This window comes from Brumimicrobium salinarum (assembly GCF_002844555.1).
GTDB classification, from domain to species: Bacteria; Bacteroidota; Bacteroidia; order Flavobacteriales_D; family Crocinitomicaceae; genus Brumimicrobium; species Brumimicrobium salinarum.
Map to the genome: position 1 here is coordinate 123,397 of NZ_PJNI01000007.1, position 19,535 is coordinate 142,931.

18 protein-coding genes are annotated in these 19,535 nt (G+C 34.7%); 17 read left to right on the plus strand and 1 reads right to left on the minus strand.

All coding sequences use genetic code 11. From position 1 onward, the window contains the following. The first annotated feature begins 13 nt into the window (after positions 1–13). The 16 genes from CW751_RS07215 (at position 14) to CW751_RS07295 (ending at position 17,021) form a co-directional block, all read left to right on the plus strand. Entirely contained in the window at positions 14–658 is a 645-nt protein-coding gene (locus tag CW751_RS07215; protein ID WP_101334332.1) for a hypothetical protein, read from the plus strand. A gap of 2 nt (positions 659–660) precedes the next feature. Beyond that, on the plus strand, positions 661–1,692 hold the full coding sequence (locus tag CW751_RS07220; RefSeq protein ID WP_101334333.1) for an ATP-binding protein: 1,032 nt from the start codon (positions 661–663) through the stop codon (positions 1,690–1,692). A gap of 152 nt (positions 1,693–1,844) precedes the next feature. Continuing rightward, positions 1,845–2,699 carry a hypothetical protein gene (locus CW751_RS07225; protein WP_101334334.1) on the plus strand — a complete coding sequence of 285 codons (855 nt, stop codon included), beginning with the start codon at positions 1,845–1,847 and terminating at the stop codon, positions 2,697–2,699. Next, the gene (locus tag CW751_RS07230) at positions 2,700–3,038 is read left to right on the plus strand and encodes a hypothetical protein (protein WP_101334335.1); all 339 of its coding nucleotides are present in this window, start codon (positions 2,700–2,702) and stop codon (positions 3,036–3,038) included. Positions 3,039–3,663: 625 nt separating this feature from the next. Continuing rightward, positions 3,664–3,891, plus strand: a complete 228-nt coding sequence (locus tag CW751_RS07235; RefSeq protein WP_165779242.1) for an Imm27 family immunity protein — start codon at positions 3,664–3,666, stop codon at positions 3,889–3,891. Between the two features lie 20 nt (positions 3,892–3,911). Beyond that, complete coding sequence (locus CW751_RS07240) at positions 3,912–4,301, plus strand: hypothetical protein (RefSeq protein ID WP_101334337.1); 390 nt, start codon at positions 3,912–3,914, stop codon at positions 4,299–4,301. A 347-nt stretch (positions 4,302–4,648) separates the two neighbouring features. Next, the gene (locus tag CW751_RS07245; protein WP_101334338.1) at positions 4,649–4,849 is read left to right on the plus strand and encodes a helix-turn-helix transcriptional regulator; all 201 of its coding nucleotides are present in this window, start codon (positions 4,649–4,651) and stop codon (positions 4,847–4,849) included. Continuing rightward, a complete protein-coding gene (locus tag CW751_RS07250) occupies positions 4,850–6,379 on the plus strand; it encodes a class I SAM-dependent DNA methyltransferase (protein ID WP_101334339.1) in 1,530 nt (509 codons plus the stop codon). After that, the gene (locus CW751_RS15375) at positions 6,376–7,584 is read left to right on the plus strand and encodes a restriction endonuclease subunit S (protein WP_165779243.1); all 1,209 of its coding nucleotides are present in this window, start codon (positions 6,376–6,378) and stop codon (positions 7,582–7,584) included. Before CW751_RS07250 ends, CW751_RS15375 begins: the two co-directional genes overlap by 4 nt. A gap of 118 nt (positions 7,585–7,702) precedes the next feature. Further along, positions 7,703–9,157: an ATP-binding protein gene (locus tag CW751_RS07260; protein ID WP_101334340.1), complete on the plus strand. Its 1,455-nt coding sequence runs from the start codon at positions 7,703–7,705 to the stop codon at positions 9,155–9,157. After that, the gene (locus CW751_RS07265; RefSeq protein WP_101334341.1) at positions 9,157–12,333 is read left to right on the plus strand and encodes a type I restriction endonuclease subunit R; all 3,177 of its coding nucleotides are present in this window, start codon (positions 9,157–9,159) and stop codon (positions 12,331–12,333) included. Before CW751_RS07260 ends, CW751_RS07265 begins: the two co-directional genes overlap by 1 nt. Positions 12,334–13,023: 690 nt before the next feature. Further along, complete coding sequence (locus CW751_RS07270; RefSeq protein ID WP_101334342.1) at positions 13,024–13,230, plus strand: tyrosine-type recombinase/integrase; 207 nt, start codon at positions 13,024–13,026, stop codon at positions 13,228–13,230. A gap of 139 nt (positions 13,231–13,369) precedes the next feature. Further along, positions 13,370–14,626, plus strand: a complete 1,257-nt coding sequence (locus tag CW751_RS07275) for a hypothetical protein (protein ID WP_133122153.1) — start codon at positions 13,370–13,372, stop codon at positions 14,624–14,626. A gap of 643 nt (positions 14,627–15,269) precedes the next feature. Next, entirely contained in the window at positions 15,270–15,674 is a 405-nt protein-coding gene (locus tag CW751_RS07285; RefSeq protein ID WP_133122154.1) for a hypothetical protein, read from the plus strand. A 441-nt stretch (positions 15,675–16,115) separates the two neighbouring features. After that, complete coding sequence (locus CW751_RS07290) at positions 16,116–16,409, plus strand: hypothetical protein (RefSeq protein WP_101334346.1); 294 nt, start codon at positions 16,116–16,118, stop codon at positions 16,407–16,409. A gap of 129 nt (positions 16,410–16,538) precedes the next feature. After that, a complete protein-coding gene (locus tag CW751_RS07295; protein ID WP_101334347.1) occupies positions 16,539–17,021 on the plus strand; it encodes a GtrA family protein in 483 nt (160 codons plus the stop codon). Positions 17,022–17,146: 125 nt separating this feature from the next. Here the strand turns inward: CW751_RS07295 and CW751_RS07300 are convergent, their stop codons facing one another. Further along, positions 17,147–18,325 carry a proline dehydrogenase family protein gene (locus tag CW751_RS07300; protein ID WP_101334348.1) on the minus strand — a complete coding sequence of 393 codons (1,179 nt, stop codon included), beginning with the start codon at positions 18,323–18,325 and terminating at the stop codon, positions 17,147–17,149. Positions 18,326–18,454: 129 nt separating this feature from the next. Here CW751_RS07300 and aroB point away from each other — a divergent pair, with 129 nt between their 5' ends. Then, entirely contained in the window at positions 18,455–19,519 is a 1,065-nt protein-coding gene (gene aroB / locus CW751_RS07305; protein WP_101334349.1) for a 3-dehydroquinate synthase, read from the plus strand. Positions 19,520–19,535 lie beyond the last annotated feature (16 nt).

Below are 19,535 nucleotides of genomic sequence, written 5' to 3' on the forward strand. Positions count from 1 at the left end.
TAAATAGAACAACATGCTAAAAAAAATATTTGGTTCAAAATCGGAACCTATACCTGAAAGAACACTCGATGAAATCAAGAATATCTGTAAAATTGTATTTATAGACGACAGAGCCTTTCCTATAATTGATATCCTTAAAAATTCTAACTGGAAAAATGTGACAAGACTACGGGATGTAGCTTCATTAAGTCAAACAGAAATAGTTGAGGGGCATATATTGTTTGTAGATATTCAAGGCGTTGGCAAAAAACTTAAATTAGAAGATGAAGGATTAGGTTTAATAGTCGCATTAAAGAAAAAGTACCCACATAAAAGAGTAATTGCTTACAGTTCTGAAGATGAAGGACAAGTACAGGCTTTTCATGAAGGAATAAATGTTGCAGATAGCAGATTGAGTAAAAATGCGGCAACTTATCAATTTGAATTCTTAGTTGAAAAGTATGCTAAAGAAGCTTTTTCAATGAGCGAATGTATAGAAAGGATTAAAGGTCATCTCACAAAAGAATTAGGTAATTCACCTGAAACGAATGAAATTATTACTAAACTCAATAAAATAAATGCAAAAAATGACTTCTCTCCTTCTATAATATCGAAACACTTTAATTTACAAAATGCATCTAGCCTTGCTAGTATAGTTCAACTGTTCTTGAAAGGATAAATATGATAGATTACTTACACATAGAAAAAGACGGGCAGTCCTTTTACTCTAGTTTACCAATCGAATACAGCCTCCCAAAGCAACCTGCAAATAGATTTTCTCAGGTTCTTTGTCCAATTGCTAAATGCAAAATGAGACATGGTTATTTTGTTATAGATGGATATCAGATTTATATAATTTCTTATCAGGAAAATGTTACAAATAAAATTCTAAATCATTATTTAAACTCCATAGTTCATCTTATCCCTCTTTTGACAAGTTCTAGACAAAACATGGAGGAAAAGTTAAATAAGAATTTTAGGAGATTAAAACATAACATTGTAACACATAGTACAAATATTCATCAGGAACTTGAAAAATCTTTTCCACTCTCTAACAATTCTAAAGGAGCAAGGAACCAGATATCAGAAATTAAAGAGACATTAAAGAATGACTTAGACCAGTCAGCTAAATCCATACTAAAACTTATCAAGTCCTCAAATTTATTAAGATTCGAATTTGATATTTATGATCTACTTAGTTCACCAACTCCCTATTTGGAATTCGACAATCACGAAATACATAAAATAATTCTTTTTAATCTAAGCCCCTATTGGTTTGATTTAATACAGAAAAAAACTATTATAAACGTTAATGATTGTTATGAAAAAGTGAATATAGACCCTAAGTCTATTTCAGTTGTTCTAAGTTTATTATTTGAAAATGCGACTAAATATATCGCAAACAACTCAGAGTTATGTGTAAAGTTCGAGAAAACCCCAGACTATTTGACAATAAAAATAGAGATGACAAGCCTTAAAATTAAACCTTATAATGTTGATAAAATTATTAATGATGGAGTTTCAGGCGAATATGCTGAAAAATTAGGACTTTCAGGAGATGGTTTAGGATTAAGCATAGCTAATAAGCTAGTAAAGTATAATAAAGGGGAGCTTTTGATTGAACCAAATATTAATGAAAGTGAGAATATTCAACAAATGGGTATTCCATATGAAAGAAATAGATTTGTATTAAATTTAAAAAAAAGCGCATAACAGCACCTAAGAAAACATGGGGCGGAAAGTGGTTTCCGCAAGGTTCGTACTTCGTGGCTATCTTTGTCACAGGCGGACAGGGAAGTGCTCCGAAAAGCCCCACGTCTCTTAGCTGCGACACGTTAGGCACAAGCTAAAAAAGAGAACCGTTAATGATAATAAATGACAAGTCAATAGAGAAACTCAGAGACCTGATAAACGAAGAAACGGAATATCGGTCAGGCCCAAAACTTATCGAGTTTTTCAAAGACTTGGGATTCAATGATACTTATGGTCAGGGATTTCCTTCTCGATGGAAATATACAGATGATCGCCTTCACAAGATTAACGGAAAGCCAGAATTAGATAAGTGTATTAAAAAGTTATTCAACCCAGTTAATTTTATTGGCAAAACTTCTGAACTTGATAACCACATCAAAAATCTGAATCAATATTTAGCTTTTGATAAATGGCAAGTAGTCCGAAATGGCACGGAAATAACCTTCAAAAAGACAGATAAGGTTGAACTTCATGATGACAATGTAGAACTGAAAGCAGATGATTTTTTAGATAAAGAGTTTGATGATATTTCAATTGATGCTCTAGGTCTAGATTCTATAGTTTCAGAAGTTCTCAAAATTCGATTCGGAGAGATAAAGAACTGTTTTGCGGCAAAAGCACATTTGTCGGTCATCTTTCTTTCAGGCAGTAGTCTTGAAGGAATACTTCTTGGAATTGCTTTGAAGTCACCAAAGGAATTTAACCAAGCTAAATCTGCACCTAAAGACAAGGAAGGTAAAGTCAACCAATTTCCTGATTGGACTTTGAGCCAACTAATTGACGTTTCGTTTGAAATTGGTCTCATTAAGGATGATGTGAAAAAATTCAGTCATGCACTTCGAGATTTCAGAAACTACATTCACCCATATCAGCAAGTAAGTTCGGGATTTAATCCTGATCACCATACAGCAAAAATTTGCTTTCAAGTATTGAAGGCAGGAGTATTTCAACTATCAAAAAACAAATAAATGGATACAAAACAATTTAAACAGGATTACTTCATTGAGAGAGTTTATCAACCAATCTCAGAAACTGAATTCAAGTGTCGACTAATAGTCAAATCAAAGGCGGATAATCAAGAAATAACAGGAATAGAGACTAAAATAAATACGGTTGAGATTGGACAAGGATTTGCAGACTCACAATTTAGTGTTAATCCAATAAGTTGGGAGAGATATTTAAACCAGACAATTACAATGTTATTCAACATGTTGATGCTTCGTATTAATACTACCGACCTGTATAATGTTGACGGAGAAGATAAAATTTCCGAATTCTTTGACGAAAATCCGTTTCACCAAAATTAAAAAAAGCCAGTGCCTAACATCGGCTATAGCAAATGCGGGCTAAAGTGCTAAAATGAAAGTAATTACACATAACAAACTAACTGCTAATCGGACAAGTAAGTGCCTTGAAATCCCGCACTTGCCATAGCCATGACCGTCAGACTGCACAAAAACCCAAAATCCCTCCCAAATTCACTTAAAAACCTGCTCATTTTTTCGTATCTTTAGGTATGGATTTTATTAAAGGTTTCGATCGATATCAGCTCCAGATGATGGACTTCAACTCAATGGTTGCTCCCGATTCTTGAGCACGTATTGTTGATTAATGATGATTTGCTACAATCTCAGGAGACTTATGTCTATTTTTTGCGTAAAAGACCTAAAAAAACAAGCTAAAAGCACTTGTTTTTACTTTTTTGGACTTTTTAAAGCCATTTAAGTCGATTTTAAGAAGTTTTTATAAAAGTCAACCATTTTCATTTTTGTTAAAACATAAAAATAAGATTTCCTCAAATGAAGTTTATTTGTTTGATATGAGTTATATTTGAGTAAAAAATGGGGTTTGTGCGCAGACTCCCGTTGTGCAACATCGGAAGGCTGCAAGTAAGATAGAACAGTTGCTTTTCAGTTTATAAGTTAAATGATAATGGAAATTGTTGGGAAATGGATTGAAATTAATGGGGCTCTTAAGGCAGACTCTAACTGTAAATTAATTACAGAAATGCTTCAGAATGATCTAAAAGTCATAGAATCTAGTGAAGATGGCTGGACGCAAAAGTTAGAAGGAAAAAATAACGAGATATGGGAATTAACATATCCCCAGAGTCATTTACAAGGTGGAGGTCCCCCGAAACTGACTTTAATTAATGAATAGAAAATACTGTTTATTCGATTATGAAAGTTAAAGAATTAAAAACAATAATTAAAGAATATAATCATCCTCAGATCATCGGGATGTATTATAATTTAAGTGAAGTATTTATTAATTATGTCGCAAAACCTAATCAGATATTTGAAATTCGCTTCAAGAATATCGCAGGATTTAGATGTTTAGATGAGGGTGACTTGACTAGTTACTGGGGTAATAAAGATTTGACAGGAAAATGGTTAGTCGAAATCACAGAAGGAGGATGGCAAGATTCCGAATATGTAAATGGCAATTGTATCGTCTCTAAACAAGACAGTGAAATTCGAGAGTTTTTAATTATGAGCGAAAATGATTGTATATCAATTTTAAGCACAGACGCCCCCGAAATAGCGAAGACGTTGCACAACAACACCTAAAAAAACACTGCAACGTTTGCGCTTCGAATGATAAATCATCCTCAGCTCAATCATTCCCCTTTCAAATTATTGCTTAATTTTAAGGATAGCAGCGATTTTTTAGCTGTGGACCGTTGTGCAACATGCTGAAAAAGCCACCGCACGCTCAAGCACTTTTGGTTTTTGCAAACACTAAAAGCCAACACTGAAAACCAAAAGAGCTAAAATTTCCCCACCACCAACCGAAAATATTTTGACTTTATACACAGTTTTTTGAGATATAAAGCTATATTAGTGGACGGAAAAATGACATCTGAAATAAGCAAAGCGATTCAAAGAGACCATTGAAAATAACTAAAGCGAATCAAATGAACCGAATTAAGGAAGTGCTGGAACAGAAAGGAATTAAGCAGACTTGGTTGGCTGAAAAACTCGGAAAGAGTTACAATATGGTCAACGCTTATGCTCAAAACCGACAACAACCGAGACTGGAAACGTTAATGGAGATTGCGAACATTTTAGATGTTGATATAAAAGACTTAATAATCTCTAACAAAGAAATTAACTAAATGGCAAAAAAAGACAATACCAGTTTCGAAAAGAAACTATTTAAAGCAGCCGATAAACTTCGTAAAAACATTGATGCTGCCGAATACAAGCACGTAGTACTCGGCTTAATATTCCTAAAATATATTTCGGAATCTTTTACCGAACTCTATCACAAACTTGAGGAGGACGAGTGGAGCGACCCAGAAGATAGAGACGAGTACATTGCCGAAAACACCTTCTTTGTGCCAAAGTTAGCACGTTGGAGCCACATTCACGCACAAGCTAAATTGCCTTCTATTGGGCAAACCATAGACGAAGCGATGGAAGCGATTGAGAAGGAAAACAAAGGGCTTAAAAACGTATTGCCACAAGTATATGGTAAAGCCAATTTAGATAAAGCAGCTTTAGGGCAATTAATAGATCTTATCTCTAATACCCAACTACAAGCCGAAAACGAAAATTCAAAAGACCTTTTTGGTAGAGTTTATGAATATTTCTTGGGCGAATTTGCCAATGCAGAAGGTAAAAAAGGCGGACAATTCTATACCCCAAAAGCCATAGTAAAACTAATGGTAGAAATGATAGAACCTTACAAAGGGCGTGTGTACGACCCTGCTAGTGGTTCGGGTGGTATGTTTGTAATGTCTGAAAAGTTTGTAACCGAACACAGCGGAAACATTAAAGATATTACCGTGTATGGACAAGAAAGTAACCATACTACTTGGAAACTTTCAAAAATGAACCTTGCCATACGTAACATTAACAGCAAGTTTGTGGTTTGGAACAACGAAGGAACCTTTTTAAAAGATGCACACCCCGATTTAAAAGCCGACTTTATCCTTGCCAATCCACCATTTAACCAAAAAGATTGGGGCGTAGATATTTTGGCAGATGATGCCCGCTGGAAGTATGGAACACCACCTAAAGGGAATGCCAATTTCGGGTGGATGCAACATATGCTGTACCACTTATCACCAAGAGGTGTTATGGCAACCGTTTTATCTAATGGTTCATTGAGTTCCAATACCTCTGGCGAAGGTGATATACGTAAAAATTTGGTTGATAACGATTTGGTAGAGTGTATTGTAGCCTTGCCTAAACAATTGTTTTACAATACAGGTATTCCTGCTTGTATTTGGTTTTTACGCAGAGAAAAAAGTAATACAAGCAAAGAAGTACTATTTATAGATGCTTCCGAAATGGGCTATATGAAATCTCGCGTACATAGAGATTTTACCGAAGAAGACATTGCCAAAATACGAGATACTTATTTAAACTGGAGAAAGCGTACTGTCACTTCGAGCGGAGTCGAGAAGTACCAAGACGAAAAAGGCTTCTGCAAATCTGCAACCCTAGAAGCCATACAAAAACACAGTTACGTACTTACCCCAGGACGTTATGTAGGCATACCCGATGAAGAAGATGACGGTATTCCTTTTGAAGAAAAAATGCAGACATTGACGGCTACATTAAAAGAACAAATGGACAAAGAGCAGGAGTTGAACGAAGAAATTGCTACGCAACTGGCTAAAATTGGTATGAGTTTATGAGTAGTGTAAATGAAATACCTAATGGTTGGATGGAAACTACTTTGGGAGAGGTAATTGATATCAAGCACGGTTTTGCTTTCAAAGGAAAATATATTTCGGAAGTTCCGAATAATAATATCTTGGTAACACCTGGGAATTTCAGCTTAGGAGGTGGTTTTAAAAGCGAAAAGTTTAAGTATTATTATGGTGATATACCAGAAGATTATATTCTTAATGCTGATGATATCATAGTCACTATGACTGATTTAAGTAAAGAAGGAGACACTTTAGGTTATTCAGCCTTAGTTCCTAATGGAAACAAAATATATCTACATAATCAACGTATTGGATTAGTCATTTTTAAGAACGAAGATTTTGATAAAAAATTTGCTTATTGGTTATTAAGGACTAGACATTATCAAAAAAGTATGGTTAATAGTTCTACAGGTAGCACAGTTAGCCATACTTCACCTAGTAGGATTCAGGAATATGAATTTAACCTCCCACCAATTCCTGAACAAAAAGCCATAGCCAACATCCTCACCGCTTTTGATGATAAAATTGAAAACCTACAAGCCCAAAACCTTACCCTAGAGCAAACTGCACAAACTATTTTTGCAGCATGGTTTGGTAAATACCAAGTAGGCGATGAATTGCCTGATGGGTGGAGAGTTGGGAAATTGGGGGAAGAGTTCAAAATAACAATGGGACAATCACCTTCTGGGAGTAGTTATAACGAAGAAGAAATTGGAATTGTCTTTTTTCAAGGCAGAGCAGAATTTACATCGAGATTTCCAGATATACGGCTATACACTACTGAACCAAAAAGAATGGCTAATAAATTCGATATTTTGGTAAGTGTTAGAGCACCAGTTGGTGATATAAACGTTGCTCACACTAATTGTTGTATAGGTAGGGGCTTGGCGGCAGTTTCAAGTGAATATAAATCTTATGTGCTTTATAAACTGAAAAGTTTAAAACCGATTTTTGACCTTTTCGAATCTGAGGGAACTGTATTTGGTTCTATAAATAAAACTTCTTTAGAAAATATTGAGACTATTATTCCAGAGATAAAAAAGATTGAAGAATTTGATACAATATCAAGTAAGATAGATTTGAAGATATATAATAATCATAATCAAATCCAAACCCTCAAAAAAACCAGAGATACCTTATTGCCTAAATTAATGAGCGGGCAGTTGCGGATAAATGAGTTTAAAGAGTAATTGATGGTATAAATAAATGTTTTGAAACTTATCAAAACACTTAAACAGATAAAAAATGTAAAAATAAACTTTTTTCAAAATGCTTATTATTACATTTGTGTTATAAATAAGAAATATTATGGCTTTTGATACTGTTATTCCTACATCAAAACGTATAGAGCGTTTACGTTACGAAAACCCTTGGTGGGTTACTGGTGCTGTGCAAGAGGTCTATCAAAAAATGTCGCGCCGCTTGTATTTTGATTTGTTCTACCCCTTTGTAAAAGAAACTAACATAAAACGGGCGGTTGTACTTATGGGTCCGCGTCGTGTGGGTAAAACCGTAATGATGTATCATAGCATACACGCCTTACTAGAAGAAGGTGTACCTCGTAAAAATGTATTTTTTATAGGTATAGATAATCCTATTTATATGCACCTTGGGTTAGAAGACGTATTATTACTAGCACAAGAAGCCGTACAACTAGACCATTTAGAGGGTTGTTTTGTGTTTTTTGATGAAATACAATATTTAAAAGATTGGGAGCGCCACCTTAAAGTACTGGTAGATAGCTACCCAAAAACCAAGTTTGTAGTTTCGGGTTCTGCTGCTGCTGCTTTGCGTTTACAAAGCACCGAAAGTGGTGCTGGTAGGTTTACAGATTTTATGTTGCCACCGCTTACCTTTCACGAGTATATACACCTTAAAGGCTTACAAGACCTAGTACAGCAAAAAACCATACGGTATAACCAGCAAGACATTCCGTTTTATACCACACATAATATAAAAGAGCTTAACAAGGTGTTTTTTCATTATTTAAATTATGGCGGTTATCCAGAGGTTGTACTATCAGAACATATACAAAGTGATATGGGACGCTATGTAAAAAGTGATATTGTAGACAAAGTCTTACTGCGAGATTTACCGAGTTTATACGGTATTAAAGATGTGCAAGAACTCAACAGTTTCTTTACCTACATTGCTTATAATTCGGGTAACGAATTTTCGTACGAGCGTCTTGCAAAAGATAGTGGGATTACAAAAGATTTATTGAAAAAATATCTAGAATATCTAGAAGCGGCTTTTCTTATAAAAGTCATTCATAAAGTAAATGAAACCGCAAAAAAACTAAAACGCATTACGAGTTTTAAAGTCTATTTAACCAATTCATCTTTACGTACCGCCTTGTTCTCACCAATTATTGAGACTGATAAGGAAACAGGTAATATGATAGAAACGGCTTTCTTCTCGCAATGGATGCATAGAGAGCATCTAGATTTAAAATATGCACGCTGGAAAATGGGACGCAAAGAGGGCGAAGTTGACATCGTATTACTAGATAATAATCTGTTTAAACCACAATGGTGTGTAGAAATAAAATGGAGTAACCGTTTTGTAGATAAACCGCAAGAATTAAAGAGCTTACGTCATTTCTGTAAAGAAAATAATTTTAAAGCAACCCTTGTAACCACAATAGATATGATGGATAATAAAACAGTAGACAATGTACACATCACTTTTGTCCCTGCAGCAGTCTATGCCTATAATATAGGTGTAAATACCATAGAACTAAAATCTAATAACTGGAACTAATGCTTAACGAAAACTCCATAGAACAATCTTTAATTGACCAATTAATTGGTCAAGGTTATACGTATCATAACGGTACAGATATTTCACCTATTGGAGAGAATCCACAGCGTGAAAATTTCAGTTCGGTGTTATTAGAAAATCAGTTTAAAGAGTCTCTTGCAACACTAAATCCTACACTTCCAGAATCTGCGCGTTTAGAGGCCTACCAAAAGGTAATTAATCTGGGTACAGAAGATATAATGGAAAACAACGAGCGTTTCCATACACTGTTAACCAATGGTGTTACTGTAGAATATACCAAAGATGGCAGAACCAAAGGGATTAATGTAAAATTACTAGATGTACAAAATCCAGAGAATAACAACTTTTGGGTAGTCAATCAATTGGTAGTTAAAGAAAACAACAACGAAAAACGCTTTGATGTTGTTATCTACGTAAACGGTTTGCCTCTAGTATTTATAGAACTAAAAAGTGCTACAAGCGAAAAAGCAACGTTACGTAGAGCCTACGATCAAATACAAAATTACAAGAAAGCGGTACCCAGCATATTTTATTACAATGCAATATGTGTGATTAGCGATGGTATAGATGCGGCAACCTCTAGTGTATCTGCACCATTTTCACGTTTTCTTGCTTGGAAAGCACCAAAAAGTAAAGAAATAAAAAGCTTGCTACAAGACAATTCGGTTAGTTTAGCTGCTGAGCCAACATCTGCCTATGATGCTACACCTTTGCAAAATATGCTAAGCTATATGCTCAACAAAAAAACGCTAGTAGAGTTAATACGCTACTGTACAGTGTTTGAAAAAGAAGAAAAGAAAGATGAGGACACAGGTATTGTATCGCAAATAAAGGTTAAAAAAGTAGCAGCTTATCATCAATATTACGCTGTTCAAAAAGCAGTTGCGCAAACTTTACGAGCGACAAATGAAGAAATTGGCGATAGAAAAGTAGGTGTTGTTTGGCATACACAGGGTTCTGGTAAATCCTTGTCTATGGTGTTTTACAGCGGACAAATTATTACGCATCCGCAAATGGAAAACCCAACCATTGTGATACTAACAGACCGTAACGATTTAGACGACCAACTGTTTGGTACATTTGGTAATTGCGTTGGTTTGTTAAGGCAAACACCAGTACAAGCGGATAGTAGAGAACACATCAAAGAACTATTAAAAGTTTCGGGTGGTGGTGTGATATTTACCACCATTCAAAAATTTGCACCAGCAGAAGGCAATGTATACGAGACTTTATCAGACCGAACAAATATCGTGGTAGTGGCAGATGAAGCACACCGCAGTCAATATGGTTTTTCAGGCCGTGTAGTTGAAACCGAAGAAGGTTCAGAAATTAGATACGGAAATGCCAAATACTTACGTGACGCCTTGCCTAATGCGTCTTACATTGGTTTTACGGGAACACCTATTGAGAAAGAAGATAAATCTACACCTGCGGTGTTTGGTGATTATATAGATGTTTATGATATAAAACAAGCCGTTGACGATGGAGCAACGGTTCCTATAAGTTATGAATCGCGTTTGATAAAAATTAAACTCGATGAGCAAACATCTAAACAATTAGATGATGAAATAAACGATATTGAAGGTGCAACCGAAGCACAAATAGAAAAAGCTAAAAAGAAAACTGCTACCATTGATGCAGTGGTAGGGCATCCAGACCGATTGAAAGATGTGGCTAAAGATATTGTCACCCATTTTGAAGCACGTCAAAATGTATTTGAAGGTAAAGCTATGATTGTTGGGATGACACGTAATATTTGTGTGCGTCTTTACAATGAAATTGTTGCCTTAAAACCAGAATGGCACAATGACGATTTAGACAAAGGAACGATTAAAGTCATAATGACGAGTTCTACAGACGACCCAGAACATTTTCAACCACATCATACGACTAAAAATCAACGAAAAGATTTAGCAATCCGTATGAAAGACACTAATGATGAACTAAAGTTGGTCATTGTTCGTGATATGTGGTTAACTGGTTTTGATGCACCAAATTTGCACACGCTGTATGTAGACAAAAAAATGCAAGGCGCAAATTTAATGCAAGCTATTGCAAGAGTTAATCGCGTGTATAAAGACAAACCAGGTGGTTTAGTGGTCGATTATATTGGCATTGGTCAAGATTTGCGCAAAGCAATGGCAACCTATTTACAAAGCGGTGGCGAAGGTTCGCCCGTTGTAGATATAAAAGAAGCGATTGCAGGTATGAAAGAGAAGTTTGAAATCGTGGAGCAAATGTTTAATGGTTTTGATTTTAAACAATATTTCAAAGTTGATACCGCACAAAAACTACAAGTTTTATTAGGTGCGCAAAACTTCATTTTAGCAGACCAAAAATTAAAAGACCGCTTTTTAAAAGAAGTGACGTTGTTATCAAAGTTATTCGCGATGTCAATTCCAAGTCCAGATGCTGAAAAACTAAAAGATGATGTTGCATTTTTTCAAGCAGTAAAAGCCAGATTGAACAAGTTTACAGGAAGCGGAATCAAATCAGATTACGAAGTAGAAACCGCAATTAAACAAATAGTTGATGATGCATTGTCTAGTGATGGTGTTATAGATGTATTTGAAGCAGCAGGTGTAAAAGCACCTTCAGTAGGAATCTTATCAGATGATTTTTTGTTGGAAGTAAAAAATATGCAACAAAAGAATGTTGCCTTTGAACTTTTGAAAAAGCTATTGAGTGATGAAGTAAGAATCAGAAAAACCAAGAATTTAGCACAAGGAAAGAAATTTTCCGAAATGTTAGAATCGGTTGTAAAACGTTATCACAACAATCAAATTGATTCAGCACAAGTGCTAACGGAACTATCAGAAATCGCAAAAGAAATGCGATTGGAAGATGCTAAATCAGAAGATTTAGGCTTAACACCAGAGGAGTATGCTTTTTACAGTGTTTTAAAGCAAAACGAATCAACTAATTTTTTAGAAGATGATAAAATGAAAGAGTTGATCCATACCATTGTGGACGTCATTAGAAAAAATGCCACAGTCGATTGGAGTAAACGAGATGATGTAAGAGCAAAATTAAGATTAACCGTAAAGAAAATTCTAATGCGTTACGGCTATCCACCAGATGTAGCTAAAATGGAAGCAGATAAAGTATTAGCACAAGGAGAAGCACTAGCGGAAATGTTCTCTTCGGAGAATTAACCTGACTGAATTAAGCCAACGCAAGTTCAAGCACACTACAATTTCTCACGAATGGTTTATTTTTAAGGGTGTTCGTGAACCTAAAGGTTTCGCATTCCTGCGGTTGCGACAGCGCTTTTACGCATCGCACGGTCGAAGAAAAATAACCCGCTTTATCCATGAACACGAAGTCTCAGCGCAGCTAATTTAATTTTGAATCTATTTTAGGCACAAGGCCTAAAGGAATATAGGCATATTTCGCGGGGCTTGTAACGAAGAATAGATCAAAATTAAATCAAAATCTTCCAAATTATCGATACCCAAATTTGGGTTTCTTTGAAATCGTATAGAGCACTTTTAAATATCTGATTATTAATAAATTGTGTTTTTAAGAATCAAGATTGGTGAATAAAGTGGGTCAAAGGTTTCGATCGATATCAGCTCCAGATGATGGACTTCAACTCAATAGTTTCTCCCGATTCTTGGGCACGTATTGTTGATTAATGATGATTTGCTACAATCTCAGGAGACTTATGTCTATTTTTTGCGTAAAAGACCTAAAAAACAAGCTAAATGCACTTGTTTTTACTTTTTAAAGCCATTTAAGTCGATTTTAAGAAGTTTTTATAAAAGTCAACCATTTTCATTTTTGTTAAAACATAAAAATAAGACTTCCTCAAATGAAGTTTATTTGTTTGATATGAGTTATATTTGAGTAAAAATGGGGTTTGTGCGCAGACTCCCGTTACGCTTCATTGGTTGCGTCATAGCTATGCTACCCATTTACACGAAAGAGGAACTGATATTCGTTTTATTCAAGAACTGCTTGGACATAAGAGCTCTAAAACAACAGAGATCTATCCCCACGTTAGTAATAAAAGTATACAAAACATCAGAAGTCCTTATGATGATTTATAAAAAACATAGGTTAATTCAAAAAAATCGTTAAATTTGAATAATCGAAGTAGGATAAAACTGTACAATATTTCCATTTTTAGCATATATTGTACAATTTATATGTATGTATAAACGAGTTGGCAAACATTTATTGAACACGATGAGAAACTTAATCAGCATATTACTTATATCAGTATTGACACTTCCAACTTATGGACAGAATACGGTTGATGATATACTTTCAACCAACGTAAACAAGGAATTGATCTATGAACCAGAAATCAAAAGTGGAGAGCAACTTTACTTGAAAATGGCCTATGGGAGCTCATTCATTTCTAACCAAAATGACATCAAAAAACTATATGGTGCTAAATTTGCAAGTGTTGACATCGTGTTTTCTGATCACCCAAAAGGAGACAGCTACCCTAAACTGACGAGAAAGAGAATTGAAAATTTAAAAAAGCTTTACCCTACTCTTTTCAGCAAAAAAGATATCAAATGGAGGCTTGTCAGACAAACAAATTGTTCTGATCAACAATCCGCTAAAAAATTATTCCATGGAATCGTCATTACGTATCGACCAGCCCAATCAAAAGAAGATATAAAAAAGGAAATAGAATATCTTAAGGACATATTATCTGAACTTTCAAAGGGTACTAGCGAAGCAGTTGCAATTGAAAAGATAATTGATGAAGAGGAAGAGTACTTATCTGAAACGATTAAACCTGATTCTGTTGGTACTAAATTGAGTTCCCCTCTGAGAATCGCTCCAGGGACTTACCCAGGTTTTACTGACTCGACTGTTACTACCGTTCTTAAAAGACAAGACTGGACTAATATGCTCATTATTTCTGACTTGACGGGTAGCATGTCTCCATACACGGCACAACTTTTTGTGTGGCTTCGACTAAATACGATTGATGAAAAAGTGAAACAGTTTGTATTCTTCAATGACGGAGATAAGACTCCAGATCATAAAAAGGTCATTGGCAAAACTGGAGGCATCTATCAAACTCGATCTTCAAAATTTGGAGACATTGAGGAGCTCGCCTATAAGACAATGAGAAACGGTTGCGGAGGAGATGCTCCAGAAAATGATATTGAAGCATTGACAAAAGCAATTGAACTTTGTCCTGATTGTGAAAACATTATTCTCATTGCTGATAATTGGGCGCCTATCAAGGACATTTCCTTACTCTCAAATATTAATAAGCCGATTAAAATCATTTTGTGTGGTTCTGATTACGGAATAAATGCTCAGTACCTTGATCTTGCTCGTGCGACAGGAGGTTCAGTTCACATAATGGAGAACGACTTGATCGACCTAATGAAAATTAACGAAGGAGAGACGATAACAATAAGAGGTCAGACATTCAAAATAGAGAACGGAAAATTTACTAGAGTAACAAAAATTTAAACAAGAACGTTTGCCAACAACAAATAAACAAAACAGCGCCGATAGGGCTCAAGGTTTGCGCTACTTTGCTTATTTTAGAACGTCCGTCAGACTGCACAAAAACCCAAAATCCCTCCCAAATTCACTTAAAAATCTGCTCATTTTTTCGTATCTTTAGATATGGATTTTATTAAAGGTTTCGATCGATATCAGCTCCAGATGATGGACTTCAACTCAATGGTTTCTCCCGATTCTTGGGCGCGTATTGTTGATTAATGATGATTTGCTACAATCTCAGGAGACTTATGTCTATTTTTTGCGTAAAAGACCTAAAAAACAAGCTAAAAACACTTGTTTTTACTTTTTTGGACTTTTTAAAGCCATTTAAGTCGATTTTAAGAAGTTTTTATAAAAGTCAACCATTTTCATTTTTGTTAAAACATAAAAATAAGACTTCCTCAAATGAAGTTTATTTGTTTGATATGAGTTATATTTGAGTAAAAAAATGGGGTTTGTGCGCAGACTCCCGTTATAAGCAATGAAAAAAACTCTACACACATTTCTACTTATTTGCTTATCGTGCAATTTGTTGGGTCAAGGGGGAAATTGCGATAGTACATACACTTTTGCCTTCATAAAGGATGATAAAGTTGGTCCCATGATTATGAATGGATATACTGTTATTGTTAAAACTAATACCGGAGAAAACATTGAGTTCTCACCAACTCCTATTACTTATCTAGATAATGATAGCCTGGTAATTGATAATGATCTAGGGTATATTAAAACAAAGGATTTGTTGTGTGACAGTTCAACTGTGATGACATATAAATACAAAGATTTTGAAGTCAGTTTTAAATGTGCACCGCTTTGCCAATGGGGATTTATGGATTTTGGGGTATATATTTATCATTTCTCAAACTATGGCCAATTAAAAAGATTTAAAAAGGCAAAACGTGCAATAGTACATCCAATAAATACTTGGGAATTGAAAAAGGAGGATTTCCCCTTGACATTAGTTGCACTTGATACTGAAGAGTTTACTTTGGAACTTGAAATAATAAAGTAAAGCGTATAACATCAAATAAAAGCCACGGGCTGAACAACCACAACCGGGTAGCCCGCGTCTTCTATTTGAAAAACGTTACTCTTTCTCAAAAATTCTTTGTATTTTTTAGTCGTCTATATAAAACTATAGAGGACTAGCGTTTTAACCCGTATTATTAACTTCGTTGAGCTCGCAAGCTCGGTTCATGAGATTATTTTTGATTTTAGATGAGATTCGTGATTTGATGATAATAGTATTCTATATCAGTAAATTACAATTGAAATATAAAATCAAAAGAATCCAAGCATTAAATAATTGATACCCAAATTTGGGGTACATTTTTATTCTTTAAAAACACAGTAAACACCTGTTAAACAATCCATTAACTGTTTAAAACAAGTGATGCGATGAATAATCCGGGTTAACAAGACTAAAGCTAGCCAAAATTAAAACTAAACTAAAATGAAAAAAAGTATTTTCCTTGTTTCAATGATTTTCTTTTTTCTGTTTGCTTGTGCGAAAGAGCGAAATAAAACTGTAACAGTGGTTCGGGATTGTTCTGGAACATATTTGGAATTTAATGAAAAAGACTATCATGTTTGTAACCCCGAAAAAGTATCGTCTTTTGCTAACGGAGATGTAGTAACTGCAACTTTCAAAAAAATTGAAGAGTGCAATGGTTCAGCAAAAGATGCAACTGTTTGTGCATTGTATCATAAAAATGAAGGGTGGATTAAGGTGAGTAAAATAAATTAATCTAACCTTATTAAAAACCTCCCTTATTGCTTTTCTCTGTTAGAAAACAACTTCAAAACAGATTGTTTAATCTACAAATCAAGGTTATTTAGACAATCCTTTTATTTTTGTGGAACAGACAAAATGTTCATGAGAAATTTGATTCTTCGTTTTCTTGATTTTTTCTATCCTGTTTTCAAACCCTTTTTGAATAGGAAAACCTATTATTATGCAGCCTGCGGTGGTGCTAATATGCTTTTAGATTTGGTTTTGTATTTCATTGCTTACCAATTTATCTTCGACAAAGAAATCGTTCAGATTACAACAGACCTTGCTTTTGAGCCCTATATAGCTGCATTTCTTTTAGCCTTTGCTATTACTTTTCCTACAGGATTCTTACTTTCAAAATATATAGTTTGGACAGAATCAAATATTAAAGGACGGGTGCAATTGTTTCGCTACTTTCTTCTGGTATTGGTCAACCTGATTTTGAACTATGCCTTACTGAAAACCTTCGTTGAAATCTTTCATTTTTATCCAACAATTTCTAAAGCGCTGACGATAATTATTGTCGTAACTTTCAGCTATCTATCACAAAAGCATTTTACATTTAAAACGAAGAAAGAAAGTTAATTGACCCTACTCCCCGAAGACAAATAAATTCGTAATTGTCTAATTAACTCCGGTTGAGCATGTTCACCCAATTGCGTTAAGGACTAATGTCATTTGGGATTTCCTAATTCATAATTGATAATTAACTATATAGCTAACTTTCCCTTTCTTCTTTTCCATTCCCTAGAAATCAAATCTAATTCTCTACCTGTTTGACCTGCAACGGAAGTATTTTCATCTGCTCTACGTAATAGATAAGGCATAACATCTTTTACTGGACCATAAGGAACATATTTTGCAACTTGATAATCATGATAGGCTAGATTAAATGAAATATGATCTGACATCCCCAAAAGTTGCGCAAAGTAGATTCTTTTGTCATCTTTTTTGATATTATTTTCTTCCATTAATTTAGCCAACAAGTGGGAGCTATCTTCGTTATGCGTTCCACAACATAATCCACAAACATCAATGTTTTTGACCATTAGCTCGATACCTTCATTAAAATCTCTGTCACAAGCTTCCTTATCGGGTTGGATGGGAGATGGATATCCCATTTCTGAAGCTCGTTCACGTTCCTTCTCCATATAGGCGCCACGAACCAGTTTTCCACAGAAATTATATCCTTCTCTTCGGGCTTTGTCAATTCCTTTTTTCAAGTATTCTAAACGATCATGTCGATACATTTGAAAAGTGTTGTAAATGATACTTTTATCCTTGTTGTAATTGGCCATCATTGACTCAACAATTCTGTCTAAAGTATCTTGATACCATGATTCTTCTGCATCAATGAAAATTGGAACATCAGAGTTGTAGGCATGTTTACAAATGTCGTTAATGCGATTAAAAACGCGCGTAAACTCCTCTTTTTCTTCAGGCGTAGGTTCAGCACTTTCATCGTTTAACTTTTCTAATAACGCATGTCTTGAGAGTCCAGTAGGCTTAAATACCGCAAAAGGGATCGCTTTATTTCCCTTCGCTTTGTCAATGGTAGCTAAAATTTCATCCCGGGTAGCATCAAAATCCTTTTCTTCTGTTTTTCCTTCCACAGAATAATCTAATATTGTTCCTACATTATTGTCATATAAAATTTGAATGGTTTTATCACAGTCATCAATTGTTTCGCCTCCACAAAATTGTTTAAAAATTGTCGCTCTGATTATTCCTTTTATGGGAAGTCTCAGTTTAAAAGCGATTGGAACCATTGCTTTTCCAATCTGAACAAGCCAGGATTTACCTACTAATTTAAACATGGTGTAAGCACGTTTTAAGTCTTTGTTGGACTTATATTTAAAAGCAATTTCTGTGTTGTCAAATGATATCATTTCGCAAATTTAATTTCAAATCAATTACTGACAAACTTTTTTGAATGATGTTCGTCATTTTTTTCAAGAATGTTCTTTTGTTTCTTGAAAAGATGTTGTTGCTTTGTCAAATAGAGTAAATTAAAAATTATGATAAAGCAAATCGTTTCTAAAAATAACAAAGTAGAGCTAGGAATGTTGGAAAAAAGCAGTTTTAACACTCTTTTGGATACCCGATATAAAAATAGTAAGAAGATTGTTATTGTTGATGAAAATACCCAAGAAAAATGTTGGCCTTATTTACTCACCACTTTTGAGTCATTAAAAGAAGCAGAAGTAATTGTTTTACCTTCAGGAGAGGAGAATAAAGTGCTTGAAGTTTGCTTTCAGGTTTGGGAGGCCCTTTCAAATTACCAAATTCAACGATCAGATTTAATTATTAATCTTGGAGGTGGAGTTGTTACAGATATGGGCGGTTTCATAGCCTCTGTATTTAAGCGCGGTTTGGATTTTATTAATATCCCTACGACGTTATTAGCGATGGTTGATGCGTCAGTAGGAGGGAAGACCGGCGTAAATCTTGGAAGTTTCAAGAATCAATTGGGGGTGTTTTCATTGCCAGAACTTACCGTTTGTGATCCTACTTTTTTAAAAACATTAGAAAACAAGGAAATTTTGGCAGGGAAAGCTGAAATGATTAAGCACGGGTTGATTACATCTAAATCTTACGTAGCCTCTTTGGAGACAGCTGAAACTGATATTCCACATTTAGATTTAATTGCTGAAGCAGTTCAGATTAAAGCAGCAATCGTAGACCGTGATTTTCAAGAAAAAGGAGAACGGAAAACACTAAACTTTGGTCATACGATAGGTCATGGCATTGAGGGGTTTCTTATGACGCAAGAAGTTGCGGTTACGCATGGTGAGTGTGTTGCCTGGGGAATGTTAGTTGAATCTTATTTATCCAATGAAATTGCTGGATTATCAGAAAAAGAATTGGATAAAATTGAAACTTTAATAAGAAAAATTTATCCTGAATTACCCATTCAAAAATCAGATTTTGATACACTTATTAAGTTGATGCGTCATGATAAAAAGAATAAAGGAAAACACATCAATTTCACTTTGTTAAATGCTATAGGTTCGTCTACTATTGATTATAATGTAGATGAAGATAAGATTATGGAAGTCTTAACAAAAGTTTTTGAGGCTTAGTCAAACCTAGCTTGTA

Bases quoted from the DNA above. Each gene is read 5' to 3' on its own strand.
- CW751_RS07260 (WP_101334340.1), top strand. From the start codon at position 7,703: ATGGCTTTTGATACTGTTATTCCTACATCAAAACGTATAGAGCGTTTA.
- CW751_RS07230 (WP_101334335.1), top strand. From the start codon at position 2,700: ATGGATACAAAACAATTTAAACAGGATTACTTCATTGAGAGAGTTTAT.
- CW751_RS07295 (WP_101334347.1), top strand. From the start codon at position 16,539: ATGAGAAATTTGATTCTTCGTTTTCTTGATTTTTTCTATCCTGTTTTC.
- CW751_RS07245 (WP_101334338.1), top strand. From the start codon at position 4,649: ATGAACCGAATTAAGGAAGTGCTGGAACAGAAAGGAATTAAGCAGACT.
- CW751_RS07235 (WP_165779242.1), top strand. From the start codon at position 3,664: ATGGAAATTGTTGGGAAATGGATTGAAATTAATGGGGCTCTTAAGGCA.
- CW751_RS07290 (WP_101334346.1), top strand. From the start codon at position 16,116: ATGAAAAAAAGTATTTTCCTTGTTTCAATGATTTTCTTTTTTCTGTTT.
- CW751_RS07285 (WP_133122154.1), top strand. From the start codon at position 15,270: ATGAATGGATATACTGTTATTGTTAAAACTAATACCGGAGAAAACATT.
- CW751_RS07275 (WP_133122153.1), top strand. From the start codon at position 13,370: ATGAGAAACTTAATCAGCATATTACTTATATCAGTATTGACACTTCCA.
- CW751_RS07250 (WP_101334339.1), top strand. From the start codon at position 4,850: ATGGCAAAAAAAGACAATACCAGTTTCGAAAAGAAACTATTTAAAGCA.
- CW751_RS07215 (WP_101334332.1), top strand. From the start codon at position 14: ATGCTAAAAAAAATATTTGGTTCAAAATCGGAACCTATACCTGAAAGA.
- CW751_RS07220 (WP_101334333.1), top strand. From the start codon at position 661: ATGATAGATTACTTACACATAGAAAAAGACGGGCAGTCCTTTTACTCT.
- CW751_RS07225 (WP_101334334.1), top strand. From the start codon at position 1,845: ATGATAATAAATGACAAGTCAATAGAGAAACTCAGAGACCTGATAAAC.
- CW751_RS07265 (WP_101334341.1), top strand. From the start codon at position 9,157: ATGCTTAACGAAAACTCCATAGAACAATCTTTAATTGACCAATTAATT.
- CW751_RS07240 (WP_101334337.1), top strand. From the start codon at position 3,912: ATGAAAGTTAAAGAATTAAAAACAATAATTAAAGAATATAATCATCCT.
- CW751_RS07300 (WP_101334348.1), bottom strand. From the start codon at position 18,325: ATGATATCATTTGACAACACAGAAATTGCTTTTAAATATAAGTCCAAC.
- aroB (WP_101334349.1), top strand. From the start codon at position 18,455: ATGATAAAGCAAATCGTTTCTAAAAATAACAAAGTAGAGCTAGGAATG.
- CW751_RS15375 (WP_165779243.1), top strand. From the start codon at position 6,376: ATGAGTAGTGTAAATGAAATACCTAATGGTTGGATGGAAACTACTTTG.